Annotated in this window: 23 protein-coding genes, 1 pseudogene and 1 riboswitch; of the genes and pseudogenes, 4 read left to right on the plus strand and 20 right to left on the minus strand. The window is 50.9% G+C overall.

Annotated features, from left to right (window positions below):
* Nucleotides 1-101: 101 nt before the first annotated feature.
* The gene (locus QW71_RS13780) at nucleotides 102-1,313 is read right to left on the minus strand and encodes an MFS transporter (protein ID WP_373604764.1); all 1,212 of its coding nucleotides are present in this window, start codon (nucleotides 1,311-1,313) and stop codon (nucleotides 102-104) included.
* Between the two features lie 111 nt (nucleotides 1,314-1,424).
* Between QW71_RS13780 and QW71_RS13785 the strand changes: the two genes are divergently transcribed.
* Complete coding sequence (locus QW71_RS13785; protein WP_039298893.1) at nucleotides 1,425-2,036, plus strand: TetR/AcrR family transcriptional regulator; 612 nt, start codon at nucleotides 1,425-1,427, stop codon at nucleotides 2,034-2,036.
* Nucleotides 2,037-2,433: 397 nt separating this feature from the next.
* Nucleotides 2,434-2,607 (plus strand): hypothetical protein, encoded by a 174-nt coding sequence (locus QW71_RS40465; RefSeq protein ID WP_156118649.1) that lies wholly within the window; start codon nucleotides 2,434-2,436, stop codon nucleotides 2,605-2,607.
* 177 nt (nucleotides 2,608-2,784) lie between these two features.
* Here QW71_RS40465 and QW71_RS13790 read toward each other — a convergent pair whose 3' ends face one another.
* The 7 genes from QW71_RS13790 to QW71_RS13820 all read right to left on the minus strand — a co-directional run bounded on the left by QW71_RS13790 (nucleotide 2,785) and on the right by QW71_RS13820 (nucleotide 8,793).
* Complete coding sequence (locus QW71_RS13790; RefSeq protein ID WP_083442546.1) at nucleotides 2,785-3,477, minus strand: hypothetical protein; 693 nt, start codon at nucleotides 3,475-3,477, stop codon at nucleotides 2,785-2,787.
* A 24-nt stretch (nucleotides 3,478-3,501) separates the two neighbouring features.
* A complete protein-coding gene (locus QW71_RS13795; RefSeq protein ID WP_039298896.1) occupies nucleotides 3,502-4,086 on the minus strand; it encodes a TetR/AcrR family transcriptional regulator in 585 nt (194 codons plus the stop codon).
* Nucleotides 4,079-4,807 (minus strand): MBL fold metallo-hydrolase, encoded by a 729-nt coding sequence (locus QW71_RS13800; protein ID WP_039298899.1) that lies wholly within the window; start codon nucleotides 4,805-4,807, stop codon nucleotides 4,079-4,081. The genes QW71_RS13795 and QW71_RS13800 overlap by 8 nt, the downstream gene beginning before the upstream one ends.
* A 320-nt stretch (nucleotides 4,808-5,127) precedes the next feature.
* Complete coding sequence (gene pstB, locus QW71_RS13805) at nucleotides 5,128-5,904, minus strand: phosphate ABC transporter ATP-binding protein PstB (protein ID WP_039298903.1); 777 nt, start codon at nucleotides 5,902-5,904, stop codon at nucleotides 5,128-5,130.
* A gap of 46 nt (nucleotides 5,905-5,950) precedes the next feature.
* Entirely contained in the window at nucleotides 5,951-6,847 is an 897-nt protein-coding gene (gene pstA / locus QW71_RS13810; RefSeq protein WP_039298906.1) for a phosphate ABC transporter permease PstA, read from the minus strand.
* Nucleotides 6,844-7,746, minus strand: a complete 903-nt coding sequence (gene pstC, locus QW71_RS13815; protein WP_039298909.1) for a phosphate ABC transporter permease subunit PstC — start codon at nucleotides 7,744-7,746, stop codon at nucleotides 6,844-6,846. The genes pstA and pstC overlap by 4 nt, the downstream gene beginning before the upstream one ends.
* 99 nt (nucleotides 7,747-7,845) lie before the next feature.
* The gene (locus QW71_RS13820; protein WP_039298912.1) at nucleotides 7,846-8,793 is read right to left on the minus strand and encodes a phosphate ABC transporter substrate-binding protein PstS family protein; all 948 of its coding nucleotides are present in this window, start codon (nucleotides 8,791-8,793) and stop codon (nucleotides 7,846-7,848) included.
* A gap of 260 nt (nucleotides 8,794-9,053) precedes the next feature.
* Between QW71_RS13820 and QW71_RS13825 the strand changes: the two genes are divergently transcribed.
* The gene (locus tag QW71_RS13825) at nucleotides 9,054-9,980 is read left to right on the plus strand and encodes a LysR family transcriptional regulator (protein WP_052770017.1); all 927 of its coding nucleotides are present in this window, start codon (nucleotides 9,054-9,056) and stop codon (nucleotides 9,978-9,980) included.
* 454 nt (nucleotides 9,981-10,434) lie between these two features.
* Here QW71_RS13825 and QW71_RS13830 read toward each other — a convergent pair whose 3' ends face one another.
* The 11 genes and pseudogenes from QW71_RS13830 to QW71_RS13875 all read right to left on the minus strand — a co-directional run bounded on the left by QW71_RS13830 (nucleotide 10,435) and on the right by QW71_RS13875 (nucleotide 19,001).
* Nucleotides 10,435-11,271 carry a class I SAM-dependent methyltransferase gene (locus QW71_RS13830; RefSeq protein ID WP_039298915.1) on the minus strand — a complete coding sequence of 279 codons (837 nt, stop codon included), beginning with the start codon at nucleotides 11,269-11,271 and terminating at the stop codon, nucleotides 10,435-10,437.
* A 65-nt stretch (nucleotides 11,272-11,336) separates the two neighbouring features.
* A complete protein-coding gene (locus tag QW71_RS13835) occupies nucleotides 11,337-12,251 on the minus strand; it encodes a DMT family transporter (RefSeq protein WP_039298918.1) in 915 nt (304 codons plus the stop codon).
* Between the two features lie 158 nt (nucleotides 12,252-12,409).
* A complete protein-coding gene (locus QW71_RS13840) occupies nucleotides 12,410-13,546 on the minus strand; it encodes a zinc-dependent alcohol dehydrogenase (protein WP_039298921.1) in 1,137 nt (378 codons plus the stop codon).
* Nucleotides 13,547-13,634: 88 nt separating this feature from the next.
* Nucleotides 13,635-14,453, minus strand: coding sequence for a VanW family protein (locus QW71_RS13845; RefSeq protein ID WP_039298924.1), 819 nt, complete (start codon nucleotides 14,451-14,453; stop codon nucleotides 13,635-13,637).
* A pseudogene (locus QW71_RS41320) lies at nucleotides 14,450-14,976 on the minus strand (cysteine hydrolase family protein). Before QW71_RS41320 ends, QW71_RS13845 begins: the two are co-directional and overlap by 4 nt.
* Nucleotides 14,977-15,164: 188 nt before the next feature.
* Nucleotides 15,165-15,326, minus strand: a complete 162-nt coding sequence (locus QW71_RS40925) for a hypothetical protein (RefSeq protein ID WP_167549552.1) — start codon at nucleotides 15,324-15,326, stop codon at nucleotides 15,165-15,167.
* 216 nt (nucleotides 15,327-15,542) lie between these two features.
* Nucleotides 15,543-16,265 (minus strand): 7-carboxy-7-deazaguanine synthase QueE, encoded by a 723-nt coding sequence (gene queE / locus QW71_RS13855; RefSeq protein ID WP_039298927.1) that lies wholly within the window; start codon nucleotides 16,263-16,265, stop codon nucleotides 15,543-15,545.
* Nucleotides 16,258-16,740, minus strand: a complete 483-nt coding sequence (gene queD / locus QW71_RS13860) for a 6-carboxytetrahydropterin synthase QueD (protein WP_039298931.1) — start codon at nucleotides 16,738-16,740, stop codon at nucleotides 16,258-16,260. The genes queE and queD overlap by 8 nt, the downstream gene beginning before the upstream one ends.
* Entirely contained in the window at nucleotides 16,740-17,402 is a 663-nt protein-coding gene (queC, locus tag QW71_RS13865; RefSeq protein ID WP_039298934.1) for a 7-cyano-7-deazaguanine synthase QueC, read from the minus strand. Before queC ends, queD begins: the two co-directional genes overlap by 1 nt.
* A gap of 48 nt (nucleotides 17,403-17,450) precedes the next feature.
* Nucleotides 17,451-17,951, minus strand: a complete 501-nt coding sequence (queF, locus tag QW71_RS13870; protein WP_039298937.1) for a preQ(1) synthase — start codon at nucleotides 17,949-17,951, stop codon at nucleotides 17,451-17,453.
* Nucleotides 17,952-18,126: 175 nt separating this feature from the next.
* Nucleotides 18,127-18,170, minus strand: a riboswitch (PreQ1 riboswitch).
* 90 nt (nucleotides 18,171-18,260) lie between these two features.
* Nucleotides 18,261-19,001 (minus strand): ZIP family metal transporter, encoded by a 741-nt coding sequence (locus tag QW71_RS13875; protein WP_039298939.1) that lies wholly within the window; start codon nucleotides 18,999-19,001, stop codon nucleotides 18,261-18,263.
* 299 nt (nucleotides 19,002-19,300) lie between these two features.
* On the opposite strand from QW71_RS13875, the gene QW71_RS13880 reads away from it, so the two are divergent.
* Entirely contained in the window at nucleotides 19,301-19,636 is a 336-nt protein-coding gene (locus QW71_RS13880; protein ID WP_039298941.1) for a hypothetical protein, read from the plus strand.
* A 138-nt stretch (nucleotides 19,637-19,774) separates the two neighbouring features.
* Here QW71_RS13880 and murB read toward each other — a convergent pair whose 3' ends face one another.
* Nucleotides 19,775-20,689, minus strand: a complete 915-nt coding sequence (gene murB / locus QW71_RS13885; RefSeq protein WP_039298944.1) for a UDP-N-acetylmuramate dehydrogenase — start codon at nucleotides 20,687-20,689, stop codon at nucleotides 19,775-19,777.
* Nucleotides 20,690-20,769 lie beyond the last annotated feature (80 nt).

The raw sequence follows: 20,769 nt of genomic DNA on the forward strand, positions 1-20,769 counted from the left end.
ACCTTTTTCGGCGAAATAAGAGGTCGGCTGCTGTACAAAGTGCAATAGAAATTGAAACAATTGTCACCACAAACAACTGCGGTAATTATGGATGAGGGACTTCAGTGCTTGCTGGGAAAGCCGTATCTCTTCGCACTCCAGGCAATAACTAGTGCAACAAGCAGCAGGGCCAATAGAACCCCTGGAAATGACTGGACTCCAGCATGGTCCAGCAACACACCACCGGCAATTCCTCCTCCAGCTATGGCCAGATTCCAAACTGTGGTATTTATAGGCATTGCGAGATCGACACCTTCTTCACCGCTAACATTAGCTTGGGCGGTTTGCAGCAGCGTGGCGGCACCACCGAAGCTCACCCCCCATAAAAAAACTGCAGTATAGACAATTGGTGCTGATGTTCCGCCCACCCATAGGGCGACTGACACAAGCGCAAAACCAATTAAACTGATCAATACAAGAGGTCGCAGCATACGGTCAATTAACAGTCCGACAATCAAGATGGAGATAAGTGCGGCTATACCGAAAACCAGCAAGACAAGATCGACACGGCCTGAGAGTCCGATGGGCTCGAGATACGGGGCGATATACGTATATAAAATATTGTGTGCCAGCATCCAGGTAAACACCACCATAAGAATTGAACGTAAACCGGGCATTACAAACACTTGCCTAACGGTCATTGCATGATTTGTAGTCTGCCCCGGATAATCCGGAACTTTCCACAGCACCCAACCCATTAATACAAGAGTAAGAAGTGACATGAGTCCAAAAACGGTACGCCAACCAATCAGGTCACCGAGCATGGTGCCCAGCGGCACTCCAAACGTAAGTGCGATAGGTGTTCCCACCATCGCAACCGCCAAAGCGCGCCCTTTCAAGACCTCTGGCACCATCCGCCGTGCGTAACCGGCGATCATCCCCCAAGCAGCTCCGGCAGCCATACCAGCGAAGAAACGAGCGATGAGGGTTAATACATAACTGGCTGACAGGGCAGTGACGGTGTTAAATACCAGGAATACCGCTATAATGGCGAGCAGCAGCGGACGGCGTCTAAACCCTCCAGTAAACATAGCGAACGGTATGGCGGCCACTATGGAACCAATTGCATAAGAGGATACAAGTTGACCAGCCAAACCCTTAGAAATATGTAACCCTTCTCCAATTAATGGGAGCAGGCCTGCAGGAATGGTTTCAGTAAGAATGCAGATGAATCCTGTCATGGCAAGTGCCAGCAGAGCAAGCCAGGGAAGCTTAGCAGAAGCATCGGAGGATTGAAGTTTATCCTCCGGTGTTGACGATAGAGACAACTGTATTACCTCCTTTACGATATTGTGGATCGATCATTCCATATGTTAAACGCAACAAATCCACTTGTCAATGACTTATGGATCAATTAGTATATAATTAATCAAGGAGGTTAGCTTATGTCAAGAACTGGACGCCCGCGAACGTTTAATCGAGACGAGGCCGTTGTTTCCGCAATGCTGCTGTTCTGGGAGCATGGTTTCGAAACAACTTCACTTGCTCAGTTGCGCGCAGCTATGGGAGATATATCTGCGGCGAGCTTTTATGCAGCATTTGGCTCCAAAGAAATGCTATTCCGCGAAGCTGTCAATTATTATATCTCTACTTATGGACAGGTTTCAGAAAGTTTCAGGGATACAAGCATAACCTCGAAGGAAGCCATCGAGCAGGGATTAAGACGGTCAGCCCAAATGCAGACAGAGAAGTCCCACCCCTCCGGCTGCCTTTTAGTTTTGTCAGATGTCTGCTGTACTCCCGAGCATATTCACATACGGGAGATGCTCGCCAAAGAACGCGAGAAGGTCCGCAGTTGGCTGAACGATTGTATAGTCAGGGCCGTAGCAAACGGTGAGTTACCTGATTCCACGGATATTGCCATGCTGGTCACCTTATTTGACACTTTTCTTCGAGGAATCTCGACACAAGCCCGGGACAATGTTCCCTTTGAGTCTATTGACTCTGCCATTAATCAACTAATGAGCGTATGGGAGATTAATCCTGCCACTCAATGAACAGGTCGATATCATACAATCTTCAGCAGTCCATGTGCATTTGTCTCATATTGTCCATAAATAAAGACTAACAGCCTCCTGATAAACGGGTGGCTGTTTTCACGTGTCTTAAATGCTTCAAAATATGTATGCGCTACAGACAGCCATATCGCAATTTGACACGTAGAACACCCTATTTCTCTTTGCAAATCCTCTGAATAGCCCAAATTTGAAGATATGTTCAAAGAATATTCACAATATTGTTGAATTTAATTCACAAATATGTCACAATACAATTAAGGATGGTATTTACAAGTCCCGCACCCAAAGTTATTTCAAAGCTTCTGATGCCAGAATTCCAGAATTGCGAAGCGATGCTGGAAGTTTATGCTTACCAAACACTTAGGAGGGAATCCTGATGAAAGAATCTTTTAACCAAGAAGTGGATTCGACTGAACCGGAACGTCTGGAAGTCCAGGCCCCCAAAGACTTAAGTATCGTAGCCTCCGATGCAATCAAGTACACAGCCTATATCATGCTGCTGTTCGGGTTCTTGTACTTTCTGATTGCATACCTCGCCCCTATGCTATAAGGCTGCCTCAATATACACGCTTTCCCGTAAGCGCTTACGGCCGGTCTGTTCCTGCGGGAAATGGATTAGCCGTTTTATTTTGTAGACAGGGGTTCTAGAATCAGCCTCTCTAATCTGGCAACTACGACTATACAAAAAAAGTAGTCCCCGCTAATCTCGAGGACTACCATAATATGCTTATTTCCAGCCTAACGCCTTGCTGATCCAGGCTATTGCTTCCGGCGTCCAGCTACCGTCCATTCTCGAACGCAGCCACGCCACCGCCTCTTCTCTCGTTCCATCAAAAGGTTCGATTCCCGCATCATTCATCCAGTGGCCCGTTGTTTCAAAAGAGGTACTGTTCCACCCGTTCGGCTCACCGTCCGCATTCAGCCGTTGCTTAACTCCGGAGATTACAATATCCAAAGTGCCTTGAAGCTCGGTTACCGCGTTGTCAAAAGCCGTTTTCTTCTCTTTGGCCTTCATATCAGCCATAGAACGGAGCTGGCGTGTCTCTATGCCTTTGTGCTCCCGGATAATCTGCAATAACATTAGCGCTTCTCTGGTAGCAAGACCGCTGTCATACCGCTCCTCCAGGGAACGCGGACTGCCTGCCGCCGCCAGGTAAGCGGGAAGCCACTCACGAGATACCAGAACGGCTTTTTTCTTGATAAACTTTCCGTATCCGGCCAACCCTTCTCCCGGAAATCTCACCCGCCAGCCCCAGGGGTCCAGCTCGGAACCGGTATGCCAGTTCTCCGCCAGGGTCAGCCCGTTCACAGAAGGATGCCCAGGGATCAATGGGGCCAGCGGTACGATCCCCAGCTTGGCCACAACCTCAGCCATCTCCTCAAATGTTGTAATACTCTCTAGGCTTTCTACACTACCCACTCATTCCGCCTCCTCGATGGAAATTCATTCAAGCTCATCTGCTCCCTCACCCATGCAGCGGATTCCGGCAATATAAGCACGGATCAGCCGCGTAAGACTTACATTCAAGTCCAGCGGCATTCCGAAACCGCCTTGATTCTCAAGGGCAGAGAACCCGTGTAGAATGCTGCGCAATCCCCGGACTGCGTGCAGGTTCCCTTCCTCATCCAGCCCAAAGCAGGACAGGACTTGAATAATCAGCGACAGGACCTTCCCGCCCGCAGCCTCCAGAGCGGTATCTCCCTGCTCAGGTGCTCTCAATGTTGTTTCATACAGTCCCGGATGCCGTCTGGCAAATCCGATGTAAGCCTGACTCAGCGCATGAACGGCCTGTTCGCCCCGTGCGCCTTCCGCTGCCGCTGACATGGCGTCATAGAGCTGCTCCAGCCCATGAATCGCCAGCAGTGTCCGCAGACCCGCGAGTCCGTTAATGTGATTATACAACGACGGCGGGCGAACGCCCAGCTTGGCCGCCAGTGCGGCCAGCGTCACCTCATGAACACCCTGTGCGTCAGCCAGCTCTGCTGCTGCCAGCACCAGAGTATGTGTGTCCAAACCGGCTCTAGCCATGCACCTTCCCTCCCTTCACCAATACCCTGCCCGCCTCTGCTGCCGCATGTCTCATGGCTTCTACCGGGTGCCTCACCAGATTTCCGTGTCCTACAGCCAGCACTGAAGGGGCTAGATCAATCAGCTTATAGGCACTGGCCAGTGCCTGCTCCAGACTCCATGTCGCCATAGCCGGAAAAGGAAACAATGGTACCTTCTTGCCGGACACAGCGGTTGCCCGGAAGGTCTGGAACGCATCCCCTACAATCAGTGCGCCACTGCGCTGATCCCGGAAAGACATAGATCCCGGAGTATGACCGGGTGTACTTATGGCCGTCAATGAGCCGATGGTATCCCCGTCGTACAGCAGCACATCGGGCTTCGTTGCTATCTTGGACGGTACACTGCCCTTAATCGGGGTCTGAAGCTCACCTGCTCTTAGCGAGCGGTCACCGGCCAGCAGCGCCGCATCCCGTTCCGAGATATAGACCTTGGCCCCAGGAACAAGCTTCTTGAGCGCATCCAGCGCCCCGACATGATCCATATGGCCATGGGTTAGCACGATCCGGGTAAGCGGCTTCTGAAGCCTGGCGGACTGTTGTAGAATACCTTGTAAACTATATGGCATGCCTGCATCTATTAGAGTAAGCTCCTCTTCTTCTTCGACCAGATAACAGTTAACGGGAAATAAGCGCGGCAGCCAGGTAAGCTGGTGCAGATACCCATCTTGAGTTACTCTCATAAGGACCCTCCTCAAAACTAATGTAATTAGTTAAATAATAAACTAATATGATTAGTTTTACAAGTGGCACCTGTATTTTCTACATATGTACTGAAAAAACGAGGGTTAAATCCCCGCTGATTGCGGATTCTTCCTAGTTCTCCGAGTACAGCATTTTGTCGACATTTTTATTGGACCGCTTGATCATTAGCCACTGCAGCGCGGTAATTCCTAAGAAGAAAACCATTATGTACATTATATATTGCATTTAGGGTATAAAATAAACACCATTCGCAAGGAATGGTGCCTATGGCTCCTGAAACTATTGTAATGCCTGTCCGTCAGCCGAAACGGCCCATAATATATTCCTGGGTCATCTGATTCTCCGGATTGCTGAAGACCTTCTCGGTCTTGTCATATTCCACAAGCGAGCCCAGATAGAAGTAGGCTGTATAATCCGAGATCCGCGCTGCCTGCTGCATGTTATGGGTAACAATTACGATCCGCAGCTCTTCCTTCAGTTCCTTAATCAGCTCCTCCACCTTGCCTGTCGATACAGGATCAAGTGCTGAAGCCGGCTCATCAAGCAGCAGGATCTGCGGGTTAACCGACAATGCCCGGGCAATACACAGACGCTGCTGCTGTCCGCCGGACAATGCCAGTGCAGAGTCCTTCAAGCGGTCTTTGACCTCATCCCACAGGGCGGCGCGGCGCAGGCTGCTCTCCACGATTTCATCCAGTGCTTTTTTGCCCTTAATTCCATGATACTTAGGACCAAAGGCGATATTGTCATAGATGGATTTGTAAAAAGGGTTCGGCTTCTGCCAGACCATGCCGATTTTTTGGCGCAGCTTGATGACATCTGTTCCGGAAGCGTTGATATCTATACCGTCAATCCAGATGCTGCCTTTGGTAGTCGAGCCGGAGATATCATCATTCATCCGGTTAAGGGAACGGAGAAAGGTTGATTTCCCGCAGCCGGAAGGGCCGATCAATGCTGTTACCGTATTCTGGGCGAAGGGAAGACTAATTCCTTTAACCGCCTCATAAGTGCCATAAAAAATACTCAGATCCTCAGTTTGAAATGATTCGCGTACCACCGGTTCCGCTATGCCCATCTCTTACTCCTCCTAAAAGTTTTGTCAGCATCCGCTTCTTATTAGCCTAGTTCATTCTCTTGGAAGCGGTAAGCTTGCGGTAGATGAATCTGCCGAAGAAACGGGCAGCCAGGTTGAAGATTAATACGGTCAGCACCAGCACTGCCGAAGCACCTGCTGCGATCTGCAGCGCATCCGGCGCCAGACCTTCGCTGTTGACCTTCCAGATATGAACCGCCAGTGTTTCTGCCGGACGGAACGGGTTAAGCGGTGAAGAAGGACTAAGCGGATTCCAGTTGCTGAAGTCCAGACGCGGACTGCTCATCCCCGCCGTGAACATCAATGCTGCCGCTTCACCGAAGACGCGTCCGGCGGACAGGATCGTTCCCGTAATGATCGTTGGCAGAGCTACCGGGAGCAGTACCGAAGTAACAATCTTCCACTTGGATAAACCAAGCGCGAAGCCTGCTTCCTTCTGCTGCTTAGGTACTGTGCGGAAAGCCTGCTCAGTGATACGAACCATCAGCGGAAGGTTGAAGAAGGTAAGCGCGAGTGCTCCCGAGATCAGGGAGAATCCGAGATTGAAGGTATTTACGATCAATAAGAGACCGAATAGACCGACGATGATGGACGGGAAGGAAGATAACACTTCCACAACCAGACGGATGAAGTTAGTCAGTCTGCCGGGACGGGCATATTCTGCCATGAAGATCCCCGCTCCAAGTCCAAGCGGTATAGTAATAATCAGGGTCAGCACCAGCAGGAACAGGGAGTTGAAGAGCTGAGGTCCTACCCCGCCTCCTGCACGGATCTTCTGTGGTGCCGAAGTCAGGAAGTCCCAGCTGATATGACTCATCCCGCGGATGAGGATATATCCAAGCAGGCCAACCAGAATAGCTACAATAAGCAAAGCGAACGTTACAATAATAGCAGTGGCAATTTTGTCTGCTGTTCTCGGCTTCAAATTTTATTTCTCCTTTCGAGCATTCTAACAAGCAAAACGAATACAAATGTCATCAGCATAAGCACGAGAGCCATGCTCCATAGCGCGTTGTTCTGCGGTGAACCCATCGTCGTGTTCCCCATACCCAGCGTAATAACACTGGTCAGAGTAGACGCGGATTCGAACAGCGAACGCGGCACAAAAGGCGCATTACCGATAACCATCTGTACAGCAAGTGCTTCACCGAATGCACGGGCCATCCCCAGTACCACCCCCGTCATAATAGCCGGGAAGGTCGTCGGGAGAATGACACGGGAGATCGTCTGCCAGCGAGTGGCACCGAGCGCAAATGAGGATTCTTTCAAGTTTTGCGGCAAAGAAGCAAGCGCGTCTGCAGCCACGCTGGTAATGGTCGGCAGGATCATCACCGACAGTACTAGCGCGCCTGCAGCAACCCCGATGCCCTGTCCGGGCAATGTATTCCGCAGAAAAGGCACAATGACACTTAAGCCAACGAATCCGTATACGACAGACGGAATACCTGACAACAGCTCGATAACCGGCTGCAGCAGTTTTTTACCCCAGCCAGGGACGATTTCAGTCATAAATAATGCGGCGCAAATGCTAAGCGGACTTGCGATAAGCGCGGCAAGCAGTGTTACCAGGAAGGAACCGGCTATAAACGGAAAAGCTCCATAAGAAGGCGTATCCGCTTCAGGCGACCACTTCGTGCCGAACAGGAAATCGGAAACCTTAACCTCACCGCTTACAAAGTTCGCAATTCCTTTAGAGGCTACAAAATAAACCATCGATACAATGATTACAATCAATAGCAGTACACAAAAGGACATATAAGCGCGTCCGATAAAATTCTCTATATGATGTTTTTCAAACCGCGTTTTCTTTGGTTTTACCCTCAAGATGCTCCCTCTTTCTAAAGTGAAAAGAGAGGCAGAAGAAATCCGCCTCTAATCACATGAAGTTCTAATGGATGATACCTGTGAATGAATCTGTAGTACTTACTTAGGTGTTACAGTTCCTGCTACATCGCGGGATACCTGCATCTGCGAAGCGGGGATGTAACCAAGCTCTACTACGTCACCTGTCTGTACTTCGTCAGTCATCATGAAGTCCAGGAATGCTTTTACTGTTTCATTCGGCTCACCGTTAGTGTACATGTGCTCGTAAGCCCATACCGGATATTTACCGGCAATTACGTTGTCTACAGAAGGTTCAACACCGTCATAGCTCAAGGTTTTAACGGAATCATCCAGGTAGGACAGAGCCAGGTAACCGATAGCTCCCGGTGTTTCGCCGATAATTTTCTTAACAGTACCGGAGGAATCCTCTTGAATAGATCCTGGAAGATCATCCGTTTTGGTGCCAAGAGCGAAGCTCTCGAAGGTTGCGCGTGTACCTGAGCTTGCAGGACGGTTGATGATCTGAATCGCCTGGTCAGCGCCGCCGACTTCGCTCCAGTTCTTGATTTTGCCAGTGAAGATGTCAACCAGCTGCTGCTTAGTCAGTGTATCTACGCCTGCATCCGGATTGCTTACTGCTGCGATAGCTACAACGGCTACCTGATGATCAACGAGTGCTGCCGCTTTTTCAGCATCAGCATCTTTCAATTTCTCTTCTGCGAATACGTCGGAGTTACCGATATCCACTTGCTTCTCAGCAACTTGTGTCAAGCCTGTTCCGCTTCCGCCGCCTTGAACCTGAATATCCACGCCTGCATTGGCATCCATGAATTTCTCTGCTGCCTGCTCTACGAGCGGCTGCAGTGCTGTGGAGCCCGAAGCCAGGATAGATCCGCTTAATTCGGCGCCGCTGCTGTTTTGTGTATTTGTTGCAGCTGCATTGCCTCCGTTATTGGTTGCCGCATTATTTCCCCCGTTGCCACATGCCGAAAGTGCTACTACGCTTGTTAAAGCCAAAGCCATGATCCAAGATTTTCTGAATTGCATTGTTTTTTTTCCTCCTAAAGGTTTTGTGAGTGTCTGCTTCATTGGTCTGCTTCGTACAAAACTCACTTTGGAAGCATTGTCTGTGCTCATGTCAGCTTCTCTTCTGACTCTTCTTATTCTAGGGCTCGTTCGTTATGTAAAAGTACTGAGTTTGTAAAGCGGAAGATAAAAGTTATAATAGATTTTGAATAATGCCATAGATATAATCTATATATAAGCAACAATCGTTAATTTATCGCCATCTAACCGGAGGAATCAGCATGAATCTTGTGAAATTACAAATCGTAGTCCTAATTGAAAAATATAAAAAGGTAACGGACGTAGCCGCTGAGATGGGACTTAAGCAGCCGACCGTTTCCTTCCATATGAAGAGTCTCGAGAGTGAGCTTGGCGCTTCACTGTTCCAGTTCCGGAGCGGCCGGGTGCTGCTCACCGATGCCGGACGCGCCCTGTATCAATATGCTGTGCGGATTGTATCGCTGACGGCAGAAGCAGAGCGGACAGTTAAGCAGTTTACCTCTCTGGCCTCGGGGAATCTGGAGCTTACAGCAAGCGACATCCCCGGTAATTATCTTGTGCCTAAACTGCTGTCCCAATTCACTGGCCTGCATGATGGAATTGATGTGTTCCTGTCCATACTGCCGGATGATGCCGTCAGGGAGCGTCTGCGGAGCCGGGAGATTCAGCTGGCCGTGCTGCATAGTGCGGACGGACAGGATGATTCCTTCCATACTCAAGTGATTGCCAGAGATGAAACGGTGCTGGTCTTTGCGCCCGGGCATCCTTTTGCAGGAGCGGAGGAAATTACGGTAGAAACGGCAGCACGAGAACCCTGGGTGCAGCATGAAGCCGCCTCCTTCCTGCGCGGAATCTCCGACAAGTGGACGCAGCTCAATCATGTGAAAGTGTGGAACCATGCCGTACTCGGCTCGCCGGAGGCGGTCAAACGTATGATTAGCTGCGGCGGGATGGTCGGAGTATTCTCCAAATCAGGGATTGAGGCCGAGTTGGAGGCTGGAAGTCTGGCCTATGCCCCGCTGCCGGGACTTCATCCCGGGGATGGTGCATTTGTGCTGGCCTGGCGCAAAGACTACACCCTCTCCCCGTTACAGAAGGCTTTTGCCGGAATGGCAGGCGGTGGCGGTTTACAGGAGGAGGACCAGCGCGAAGATCCGGGTACCCAGTAAAGAGTTGGACTTCCGGGCGGCGGATGTCATCGCAGGAATTTCCAGATTATCCGCTTTCCAGAGCAGAAATCTGGTAACTTTATATAAAATCCTGCCCATAATACAACATTTCCCTCATTATATTGACCCGAAACTAAAATTGTTGTAAAAAAGGCAACATTTCATCTTTTCCAAGCGGCTTAGCAGGATTATTCTTGTATTTCATACAACAATCCTTCTGAACACCTGGCTATCCATACATCAAAGTTGTAGAACGTACAACACTTATGTCTACAGTGCGCTTTATTTACATTTACATAACAAAAAGGTATCCCTTAGCGCACGAACGTAACCGCGCTTCAAAAGATACCGTTTATATGACTTCTTAGGTTTCACACTATAAATTACTGCTATTTCTCGCTGAAACGGCTTTGCTGTCTTTAAAAGGACGGCAAAGCCGTTTACACTTTGTTTATTATCTTTTCCCTGCCACCAGAGTGAAGGTCTTGGGAATTCCCTTATCATATACATCCGACGACAGGTTGGGCTCTTCCACCAGCTCCTGAATAACAAGCCCGCTGGCCGCAGCAGCCGTTACAATCTCGCCTATGGTCCAGCGCCGCCAGTAGACTACATTAGGTCTGTCTGCCCCCGCTGCTTCTCCGGAAGAAGGCATATACTTGGAGTAAGACACCTGCTTCTCTTCCAGTGCCGTATCGAAATAATCACCGCTCACTTTATGCTTGCGCACCTTGGCGGTTGAACCCTTGGAGGAGATCAGCTTGGTCGTTACCGGGTGGAAATCGCGCAATACGAACTTCCCGCCGGGTGCCAGCAGCCGGTATGCCGTAGTCATAAACGGAGCCAGGTCGGTGAAATAGTGGACAATTCCCATTTCCGCAAACACCAGGTCATACGAGCCGTCCAGTACGGCTTCAGGCAGTCCCAGCACATCTGAGACGATATAATTCAGCTTCACCCCGGCTTCCTGCGCCAGTTCAGTAGCATAACGCCCATTCGCCTCCGAGAAATCGGCAACTGTCACTTCCGCCCCCAGCAGCCCGAGCGCTACCGCCTTCATGCCGTTAGAGCCCATCAGATTCATGATTTTTTGGCCCTTCACTTCCCCGAAATACGCATTCAGCGGGAACAGCTTCCCTTCCGGATCTTTGGCCAGCTTCTCTGCTGCCTCGGTTGGTGATCCGAACCGGCTTGTCCATGCCGCATAGGTATCCTCATTCCACAACTCTTCACTGGAAGGAGCAGCCTCACCGTTTAGACCTGACGGTTCGTTCTGATCTTGTTCATTCATTACGTTCGTTACCCCTTTATATATGTTCTATAAAAATAATGTCATCGCTCCACCGTTCTAACGCATTATGACGCATTAGGCAGAGCTTCCTGGAGCTTGAGCGCCTTCCTGCGTCCGGAATACAGATAGACTCCGAGGCCGGCCATGACCAGCACGCCTCCTGCCCATTGTAGACCGCTCAGCTGTTCCCCCAGCAGCAGGAAAGCAAGAATGCTTGCGCCGACAGGCTCTCCCAGAATATTCATCGATACTGTAGTCGCTGATGCATACTGCAGCAGCCAATTAAACAGAATATGGCCGAATACGGTTGGCACCACCGCCAGCAGGACAAAGATGCCCCATTCCCGGGCCGGATAAGCGAAGAAAGGTGTACTTGTTACCAGATTGTAAACAGCAAATACGATGGCCGCAGAGATGAATACAATCAGGCTGTACAAATAGGAAGGCATACGCGCCACCAGCTTCTGACCGATCAGCAAATGTGCGGCTACAGCTACGGTTCCGCCAACCGACAGCATGTCACCCTTCAGGTTCTCGGCGGACAGTCCGATATCGCCCCAGCCGATAAAGACAACCCCAAAGATTGCAATAGCCATACCCAGCATAGCTGAGGCGCTGTTTCGCTCTTTATACAGTATGTACGCACCGAGCATAATGAATAACGGCTCCAGAGCCATGATCATCGTCGAGCTGGCCACTGACGTGTAATTCAGCGAGCCCATCCAGAGCAGAAAATGAAGGGCCAGCATTACACCGGAAGCACCCAGCAGCAACCAGTCTTTCAGGCGCAGCGCCCAAGCTGCTCCGCTATAGCGGCGGGCGAACGGCAGCATCAGCAGTGAGGTGAACAGCAGCCGGTACATCCCCTGAACCGACACCGGAGCAGACGACCACTTAATGAAGATAGAAGAGAAGGATATGGCCACAATTCCGATCACCATCAGCAGCGGTACGGGAACGGGCGGTTTTTTGGGAATCATACGTAGTCGCCCCTTCGTGTTTTGTAAGACTCATTATGTTAATTTAACGCAAATTGCAGAAAAAAGCAGCATTTTTCATTAAAAGAGACATAGAATCCGTCTTTCAGCGGGTTCCATGCCTCATATGAGCCTATACCAGTGCTAATAAGCATCTGTATCTATGGCTTAAGCACAACCTTGATGCAGTCCTCTTCCTTCTCCTGAAATACCTTGTACCCATGCTCCGCTCGGCTGATCGGCAGCCGGTGGGTGATGATATCTGTGGGATCGAACTTATTCTCCTTAATCATCTTGTAGAGCGCCGGCATATAATGAATGACCGGAGCCTGTCCCATCTTCAGCGTAATATTGCGCTCAAACAGATGACCGAGCGGGAACATATTATAATTCAGCCCATACACCCCTACAAGCTGAATTGTACCGAACTTACGGACCACCTCTGATGCGATACGGAACGCCCCTAGTGAACCGCCCTGCAGCATCAAGGCTGTTTCTACCCTTTCTACAACCGTCTTCTTGGCGTCGAGACCTACACAATCAATGACCACATCTGCACCGCCGCGGGTGATCTCCTTCAAGTGCTTCTCAAAATCCTTGATTTCTTCAAAATTAAATATCTCCACGTTATTCGTCAGCTTCGCATGCTGCAGCCGGTATGGGATATGGTCGACGGCAATGACCCGGGAAGCGCCTTTCATCCAGGCGAATTTCTGTGTCAGCAGACCCACCGGCCCGCATCCGAGCACAATTACGGTATCTCCGGGCTTCACGCCGGCATTCTCAACCCCCCACCAGGCGGTAGGTACAATGTCCGAGAGGAACAGCAGCTTCTCGTCTTCCATTTCAGCATCCTCCGGAACGACAAAGGGGCCGAAATTGCCGTACGGTACACGCAGCAGCTCCGCCTGCCCTCCGGCGAAGCCGCCGTAAGTATCCGAATAGCCCAGATAGCCGCCGGTATCCTTGGCTTCATTCGCGTGGTCACATTGGCTCTCCATCTCGTGCTGGCAGAAGAAGCATTGCCCGCAGGCTACATTAAAAGGGATAATAACACGGTCACCCTTCTTGACCTTGGTGACCTCCGGTCCCACATCTTCCACAATTCCCATGGGCTCATGCCCGATAATGTAATCATCATGCATGCCCGGGATTTCGCCATTATAGATATGCAGATCCGATCCGCAAATGGCGGTTGAGGTAATGCGGACAATGATATCATCCTTTTTCTCAAGCCGCGCATCAGCGACTTCCTTAACCTCGACTTTCTTCTTGCCCTGATAGGTTACTGCCTTCATGTTGAGAGTCACTCCTTCAGAAGTTGGGTATGGACATAGCAGCTGTAAATTCACGCTACACTATGTTATAACCCCAAATCCTCCGGCTTTATCCGTGCAGCAGCGGAGAATACATCATCAGCGCATGGTTCTCGGCGACAGCCTCATCACCCGTCAGCTCTCCTGTAAGCGTAAGTACCCTACGGCGGATGGCGTTACTTCGTACATATCCTCCCCACGGCTCCAGACTGATCACATGGCCGTCTTCATAGACCTCATAATTGTAGAGCTGCCGGCTGTCACAACGCCACTCCCCGTGCAGATGGGTTTCATCCAGATAAAGCTTCAGCTGGTAGGTGTACTCCGTATCATTACTAAGCTGCAAATCCAGATAGTTATAGGAACAGGTGGCCCCGCTGCCAAAAGGCTGTGTCCGCTGCTCATCGGGAAAAACATCATAGCTGTGCCGGTGCCGTTCAGTAACCGTGAGCGGTGTATGCAGCGCCATCCAGTAGATCAGATTCGACAATTGGCAGAGTCCGCCTCCCGTTCCGGACCGGAAACCGCCATAATGCAGAACCATTCCATCCAGATAACCCTTCCTGCGGGTCGGCTTGCCAATACTCCGCCAATAGGAGAACGTCTCGCCGGGACGGATGACGAGTCCGTCAAGCTTGGCAACAGCCAGGCGCAAATTCGTTATTTTATTATACTGCAGCTGCATATCGACATTACGCAGGCTCCGAAGCAGAGGTGTGGCATGGCTGGCCGCCTCATAAGGCAGAGCTTCCGGGTGAAGTTCCTTGGCGAGCCTGCCCCGTGCTGTGACCCATTTCCAATATCTTTTCCAGATAAAATAGCGCTTGCCGGCAAATAATCTCAGCCTGGAGCGGCGGATGGGCTTCATTGCGGTAATTACCGGATTCATTGGAAGGTTACTTCCTGTTCTGAGCGCAGCGTAGCAATTCCGGAGCCAAGCGCATCATTATGCTGCTTCACGATTTCTTCACCTGTGAGATGGTTATCATCGAAAGTACTATGTGCATCCTTGACCAGTACGCTGGAATACCCAAGACTATGTGCGCGTCTGCTGGTGGCATTTACACAGTAATCCGTCTGCATCCCGCAGATGACCAGCTCCGTCACTCCAAGCCGTTCAAGCTCTTCCTGAAGCCCGGTGAGATGGAAGGAATCCGGGGTTGTCTTCTCGATTACCTTCTCCCTGCCTGCGGTGCAATGCGGCTGCTGATCTCCCAGGTAGGTATCCCCTTCACAAATTCCCCCTCTTCTTCGGTATGCTGGATGTAAATCACCGGAATCCCGGCTAAGCGGGCCTTGTCCAGCAGTGAGCTGATCCGCTCCAGAACCCCTTCTTCGTCATACAGCTTCATATCAGGATAAGCAAACATCGCCTCTTGAACATCAATGATCAGTAATGCGGCTGACATCATCAATTCCTCCCCGGACTGTTATTCTTCTGCTGCAGACTTTCTCCTGCATACCAGCTGGATCGGATTGCCGTCCGGATCACTTATCCATGCGGATCGCAGATCATTTAGGAAATCATGTGCTGCAGACAGAAGTATGCTGTAACCATGGCGTTTAAGCACTAATACTCCCTAATATTATAACTGATAATTCACTCTGGAAGCTTATCCGAGATCACCAGGATAAAGGTAGCTAATGGTCCCAGCAGCAATGACAGCAGAAACCAGTTTAATCCGCTCCGGTTTTTCCCCTGGGCAATTCCCGCATTAATCAGTGCCAGCGTTCCCCAGCCTGCGTAGTATCCGTTCTCCATTTCAATTCCCCCTCGAACTTGATCATCCATCAAGTATATTACGCCTGGAATGGGTGATGCACCTCCGCTTGTTACATAAATCCTAATAATTACATTAAAGGGAATTGGATACCGGCACCCCGAAGGAAGAGCAGGCGGACCGGGGGACTATACCACAAAGACCGGACCTCCGCATCGCGGAAGTTCGGTCTTCATTCAATATATAATGCACAGGTCTTACTTGCCCCGCTTATTATGCCAGATTAGTGCGTGAAGCTGCGGCAGCACCCGCGCCTTGTTCATCTGCGGGTCGGTAATTACCAGATTAAACAGCCATTCCAGCCGGCCCAGCAGGCGGCCTGAAATGTCGCCTTCCTCGGTGACATTATCGTTCCCCGGCTGAAGAAACAGCGGGACCTCCGGGTACCTGAAATGTACCTTCCGGGCATATTCATAATCCTCCTGGTTAAATACAACTACCTTCAGGCTGTGAGCAGCCTTACCGTTGTTACCGACTTTAACCATGATCTCGTCCAGCTTGTCCCAGTCGGTCTTCATCCCGGAGCTTGGCGGCTTGGGGCTGATCGTCAGCACATCGACATCACTGAACCAATCCTGCCAGCGGCTGCCCTGTGTCTCGATGGCCGCCTGGATACCGCGTTCATGGAGCAGGGTGATGAATTCACCCATAGCTTCCCCGATAAGCGCCGGATTGCCTCCGGAGATGGTTACGCAATTGAAATTATCTCCTGCCAGCTCAAGCAGCCCGGCGAGAATCTCCTGCGGTTCCATCAGGGTTACTTTATCTTTCGCCGAACCATCCCAGGTGAAGGCGGAATCACACCAGCCGCAGCGGTAATCGCAGCCGTAGGTGCGGACGAACATCGTTTTGACACCGATGACCGCCCCTTCCCCCTGAATCGTCGGGCCGAACATTTCGATTACGGGTATTTTACTCATGGTCGCAGCCTCCGTACAGACGGTAAGACGGCCCCGCTTCCGGAATGTCTGCCGCCAGCACCTCCGCCCAGGAGGTCGGAGTCTCCCACAGCTTGACCGAATAGACCGGTAAGGAAGCCCGCTTCAGCTCATAAGCGATGTATGCTGACATGTTCTCCGCCGTCGTACGGAACGACAGCAGTGCTACCTTGGAGCCAGTAGCCGTAAGTGTCTCCAGTACAGGCTCATTGCCCATGGCCAGAAAAGCATGATCCAGCTGGTCGACTACAAGCTGCTTCACCGTCGCTTTGATATCGCTGAAATCGATGACAAACCCCTCATCCGACTGGCCGTGCTCCACGGACGGAACGCCCTTCAGTACAACCTCAAGCTTATACGTATGCCCGTGCAGATTACTGCATTTCCCCTTGTGCCCTATCAGCTGATGGGCGGCGTCAAAGGTAAAGATTTTGCAGACAGATACTTCGCCCAGCATTATAGTCCAGCCTCCTGGCGCTCCGCCTCATATTGCTCAAGGCCGCGCTGGCGCAGCAGACATGCCGGACAGGTGCCGCAGCCGCTGCCGATGATCCCGTTATAGCAGGTCAGTGTCTGCTCACGAATGTAATCGAAGTAGCCAAGCTCGTCGGCCATCTTCCAGGTTTCTTTTTTGTCCAGCCACATCAGCGGGGTATGAATCACGAACTCATAATCCATCGACAGATTAAGTGTAACATTCAGTGATTTCACGAACACATCCCGGCAATCCGGATATCCGCTGAAGTCCGTCTGGCAGACACCGGTGATGATATTGCTATAGCCCAGTTGCTTGGCCAGAATCGCTGCAAAGGACAGGAACAGCAGGTTCCGTCCGTCTACAAATGTACTCGGCAGCTCCTCGCCCTCCCCGGCAGCGATTTCGATATCATCCCGGGTTAGCGCGTTCGGGGCCAGCTGATTCAGCAGTCCCAGATCGAGAATATGCTGCTTCACCCCAAACTTCGCGGCAATCTCCTTAGCGACTTCAATCTCTGCCGCATGGCGCTGATTATAATTAAAAGTAACCACCTGAACCTCCTGGAACTGCTGCAAAGCCCATACCAGACAGGTGGTGCTGTCTTGGCCGCCGCTGAAGACGACCAGTGCTTTTTTATTCATCGTAAGTTCTCTCCTCCTTATTGTTCTGTGTGCTGCGGATCTCCCGGATTAACGGTTATCCACTTTCTCGGGATACAGGTCGTGGTTCATCAGCCGGTGCTCGGCCATGGCCTCATACTTCGTTCCCGGACGCCCCCAGTTGCAGTAAGGATCGATGGAAATGCCGCCGCGAGGCGTGAACTTGCCCCAGACCTCAATGTAGCGGGGCTCCATCAGCGAGATCAGATCATTCATAATAATGTTGACACAGTCTTCATGGAAATCCCCGTGATTGCGGAAGCTGAACAGATAGAGCTTCAGGGATTTGGATTCAACCATTTTGATATCCGGAATATACGAGATGTACATCACGCCGAAATCCGGCTGTCCGGTAACGGGACACAGGCTGGTGAACTCCGGGCAGTTGAATTTGACAAAATAATCACGGCCGGGATGCTTGTTATCGAACGCCTCCAGAATTTCCGGAGCATAGCCGAAATTATACTTCGTACCTTGATTACCCAGCAGGGTAACCTCCTGCATTTCCTCTTTCAGTCTGCCTTCTGACATGACAAAAAACCCCTCTCTTTTCCCTAGGCTCCTGGCCTGAACTGGAAAGAAGAACGAGATTTCGAAAACCTGGCTCTACTAAGATGAGACACGCGCGGCATAACAAGAAATAAGTACAGGCAAATACCCGTACTCCTTAAGCCCCCGGATATCCGGAAAGCTGATCATGCCTCTGGCGGTCTTAGTTTTTTATAGAGGGAGTTTGCGAACCTCTCCTGCGCTTGCGCGCGCAGATTCCTTCTTTGTGCTTATGACTATACATATGGTGCGTCTTGAACTATACCATGATTGCCGGAGGCTTGACAACCCTCATAGCTGATCCAGGATCAGCGAGCACAGCAGCCCCATGGCAGCGATGAATCCCGTTAGCGGTCCACCGTCCTCATAGGCTTCCGGCATCATGCTGGAGGAGACCATCGCGATAATCCCGCCCCCGGCAAAAGAAGCAATCATCGCCTCTGTATACCCGCTTGCATGGTCCATAAACGTATAGCCAGCGCCTGAAGCCAGGGTGGAGATTGCCAGAACGCCGAGCCAGAGCAGCATAATTTTTCTTTTGCCGTAGCCGTCCTGCTTCAGCCCTGCCGTGCTCGACAGCCCTTCCGGAATATTGCTGATAAAAATAGCGATAACCAGCAGCAGACTTACACCTTGGCCGGCAATCAGACTGGCCCCGATCATGATCGACTCAGGAATAGCATCCAGTACCGTTCCGGCAAAAATAGCCATGCCGCTCCCGCCTTTAGCTTCCGTCTTCCCTGAAGCTCTGGCTGAGCGTTTGCGGCCGGCTCCGCCTTTTCGCGAGATATACCAGTCAAACAGCGTGAATACCAGGGCCCCGGCAGTAAAACCGATGATCGTCGGAGTCAGCCCGCCGTCACTTGCGGAATCCTCCAGCAATTCATAAGCAGCTGCTCCAATAAGTACGCCTGTCCCGAAGGCCATAATGAAGCCGATCAGCTTGGTTGGAATGGACAGGAACAGAGCGAGCAACGCCCCGAGTAATACAGCAGAGCCGGAAATGGCACCCCACATCAATGCACCCCACATTATGCTCACCTTCCCCGTTTATGTATTGTTAATAGAAGTGCATAGATGTAGTTTACACCCTAATGGGGATCTGCAAACAATGCCTCTTCCGGCGGGCACCTATTCGAGATCTATTCTTTTACGCTTATGTTTTATTTATGATGTTAATTATTAATATTATTAACAATATTCCGCCTTCACGGGAATGGAGCAGTTTGTTAGGCTGTGAGCGGAGATGTGACAAGCCGATGGATTCATTTGCCCGGAAAAGGGTAACTTAGAATTATCAATCTCTTACTAACCAAAGGATGGGATCCTATATGGAACAAAACGTACAGAAGCTTATCGATTGGCTGGAGGCGCAGGAGCACGCAACGCTGGTGATCAAGAAGCAGGAGCTGGATGATCTGGATACAGTTCACTTTAATCTGGACACCGTAGACTACCGCAATGCCGAGGATGTCCTTGATGAATACCTGGGCAGTGCACTGATTCTGCGGGGAACGGGAAATACACTCAATGCAGACGGTGAGCTTGTGCCGCTTCCGCAGCCTAATTATGAGATCGCGGTCAGCGGGCTGAAGCTGAATACAGTAGCTGAGGATAATGTCGAGCTGGAGACGGACAGAGCGAAATATTCGCTGGCCTTGAGTTGAATGAACTAGTACTACAGGGAAAGTTGAGCACGTCATGTTTATTTCCCCTCTACTAGAGACACATACAGGCCATGGGTGAAACACACCCATGGCCTTACACACGTCTATTAATTCAAATACAAGAATTTATTAGCTGATTTATGCTTCTTCCCCGAGAATCTCGACTTCCGTCTCCAGCTCGACATCGAATTTATCCTTGACCGTTGAACGCACATGCTGAATCAGTCCGATGTAATCACTGGCTGTCGCATTATCCGCATTGACGATGAATCCGGCATGCTTGCGCGATACCTCCGCTCCACCGATGCGGGTTCCCTGCAGGCCGCTCTCCTGAATCAGCTGGCCGGCATAGCGGCCCGGCGGCCGCTTGAACACACTGCCGCATGAAGGATATTCCAGCGGCTGTTTGGATTCGCGGAGATAGGTCAGCTCATCCATGGAGGACTTGATTGCAGCAGGATCACCCGGCTGAAGCGCAAATCTGGCCTCCAGCACAATATACTCTCCGCTGGCAAAGATACTTTTGCGGTATCCCCACTGAAGCTGGTCACCCTGCATAGTAATAAGCTGTCCGTCCTTGTCGATCACAAGTGCACTTTGCAGCACGTCCTTAACCTCACCGCCGTAAGCTCCGGCATTCATATACAGCGCCCCGCCTACCGTTCCGGGAATGCCGCAGGCGAACTCCAGACCCGTCAGCTCCTGCTCCAGCGCATACCTTGAAGCATCAATAATCTTCGCCCCGCACTGCGCGTAGAGCAGTCCGTCCCGGATGCCCATTTCCGTCATGTCGGAGGTCTGAAGCACAATACCGCGGATGCCCCCGTCCCGGATGATGACATTCGAGCCGTTTCCGAGTACAGTAAGCGGAATATGATGATCATGCGCATATGTAGATATTCTCTGAATTTCATCGTAGGTTGCCGGAGCAGCCCAAATATCCGCTTCCCCGCCCATGCGGGTATACACCAGATGCTTAAGACTCTGGCGGCGCTTCAGCGAGCCTGCTGTGACCAGCTGCTGCAGGTCCTTATATGTGTTGTCGATATTCATACTTCATGCTCCTAACTCTATGAAAATGATGACCGTGATCATCTGCCTGCCTCAACTGTGCATCGCGGCAACCACAACTT

The sequence above is a fragment of the Paenibacillus sp. IHB B 3415 genome, from assembly GCF_000802655.2.
Taxonomy (GTDB): Bacteria; Bacillota; Bacilli; order Paenibacillales; family Paenibacillaceae; genus Paenibacillus_AQ; species Paenibacillus_AQ phytohabitans.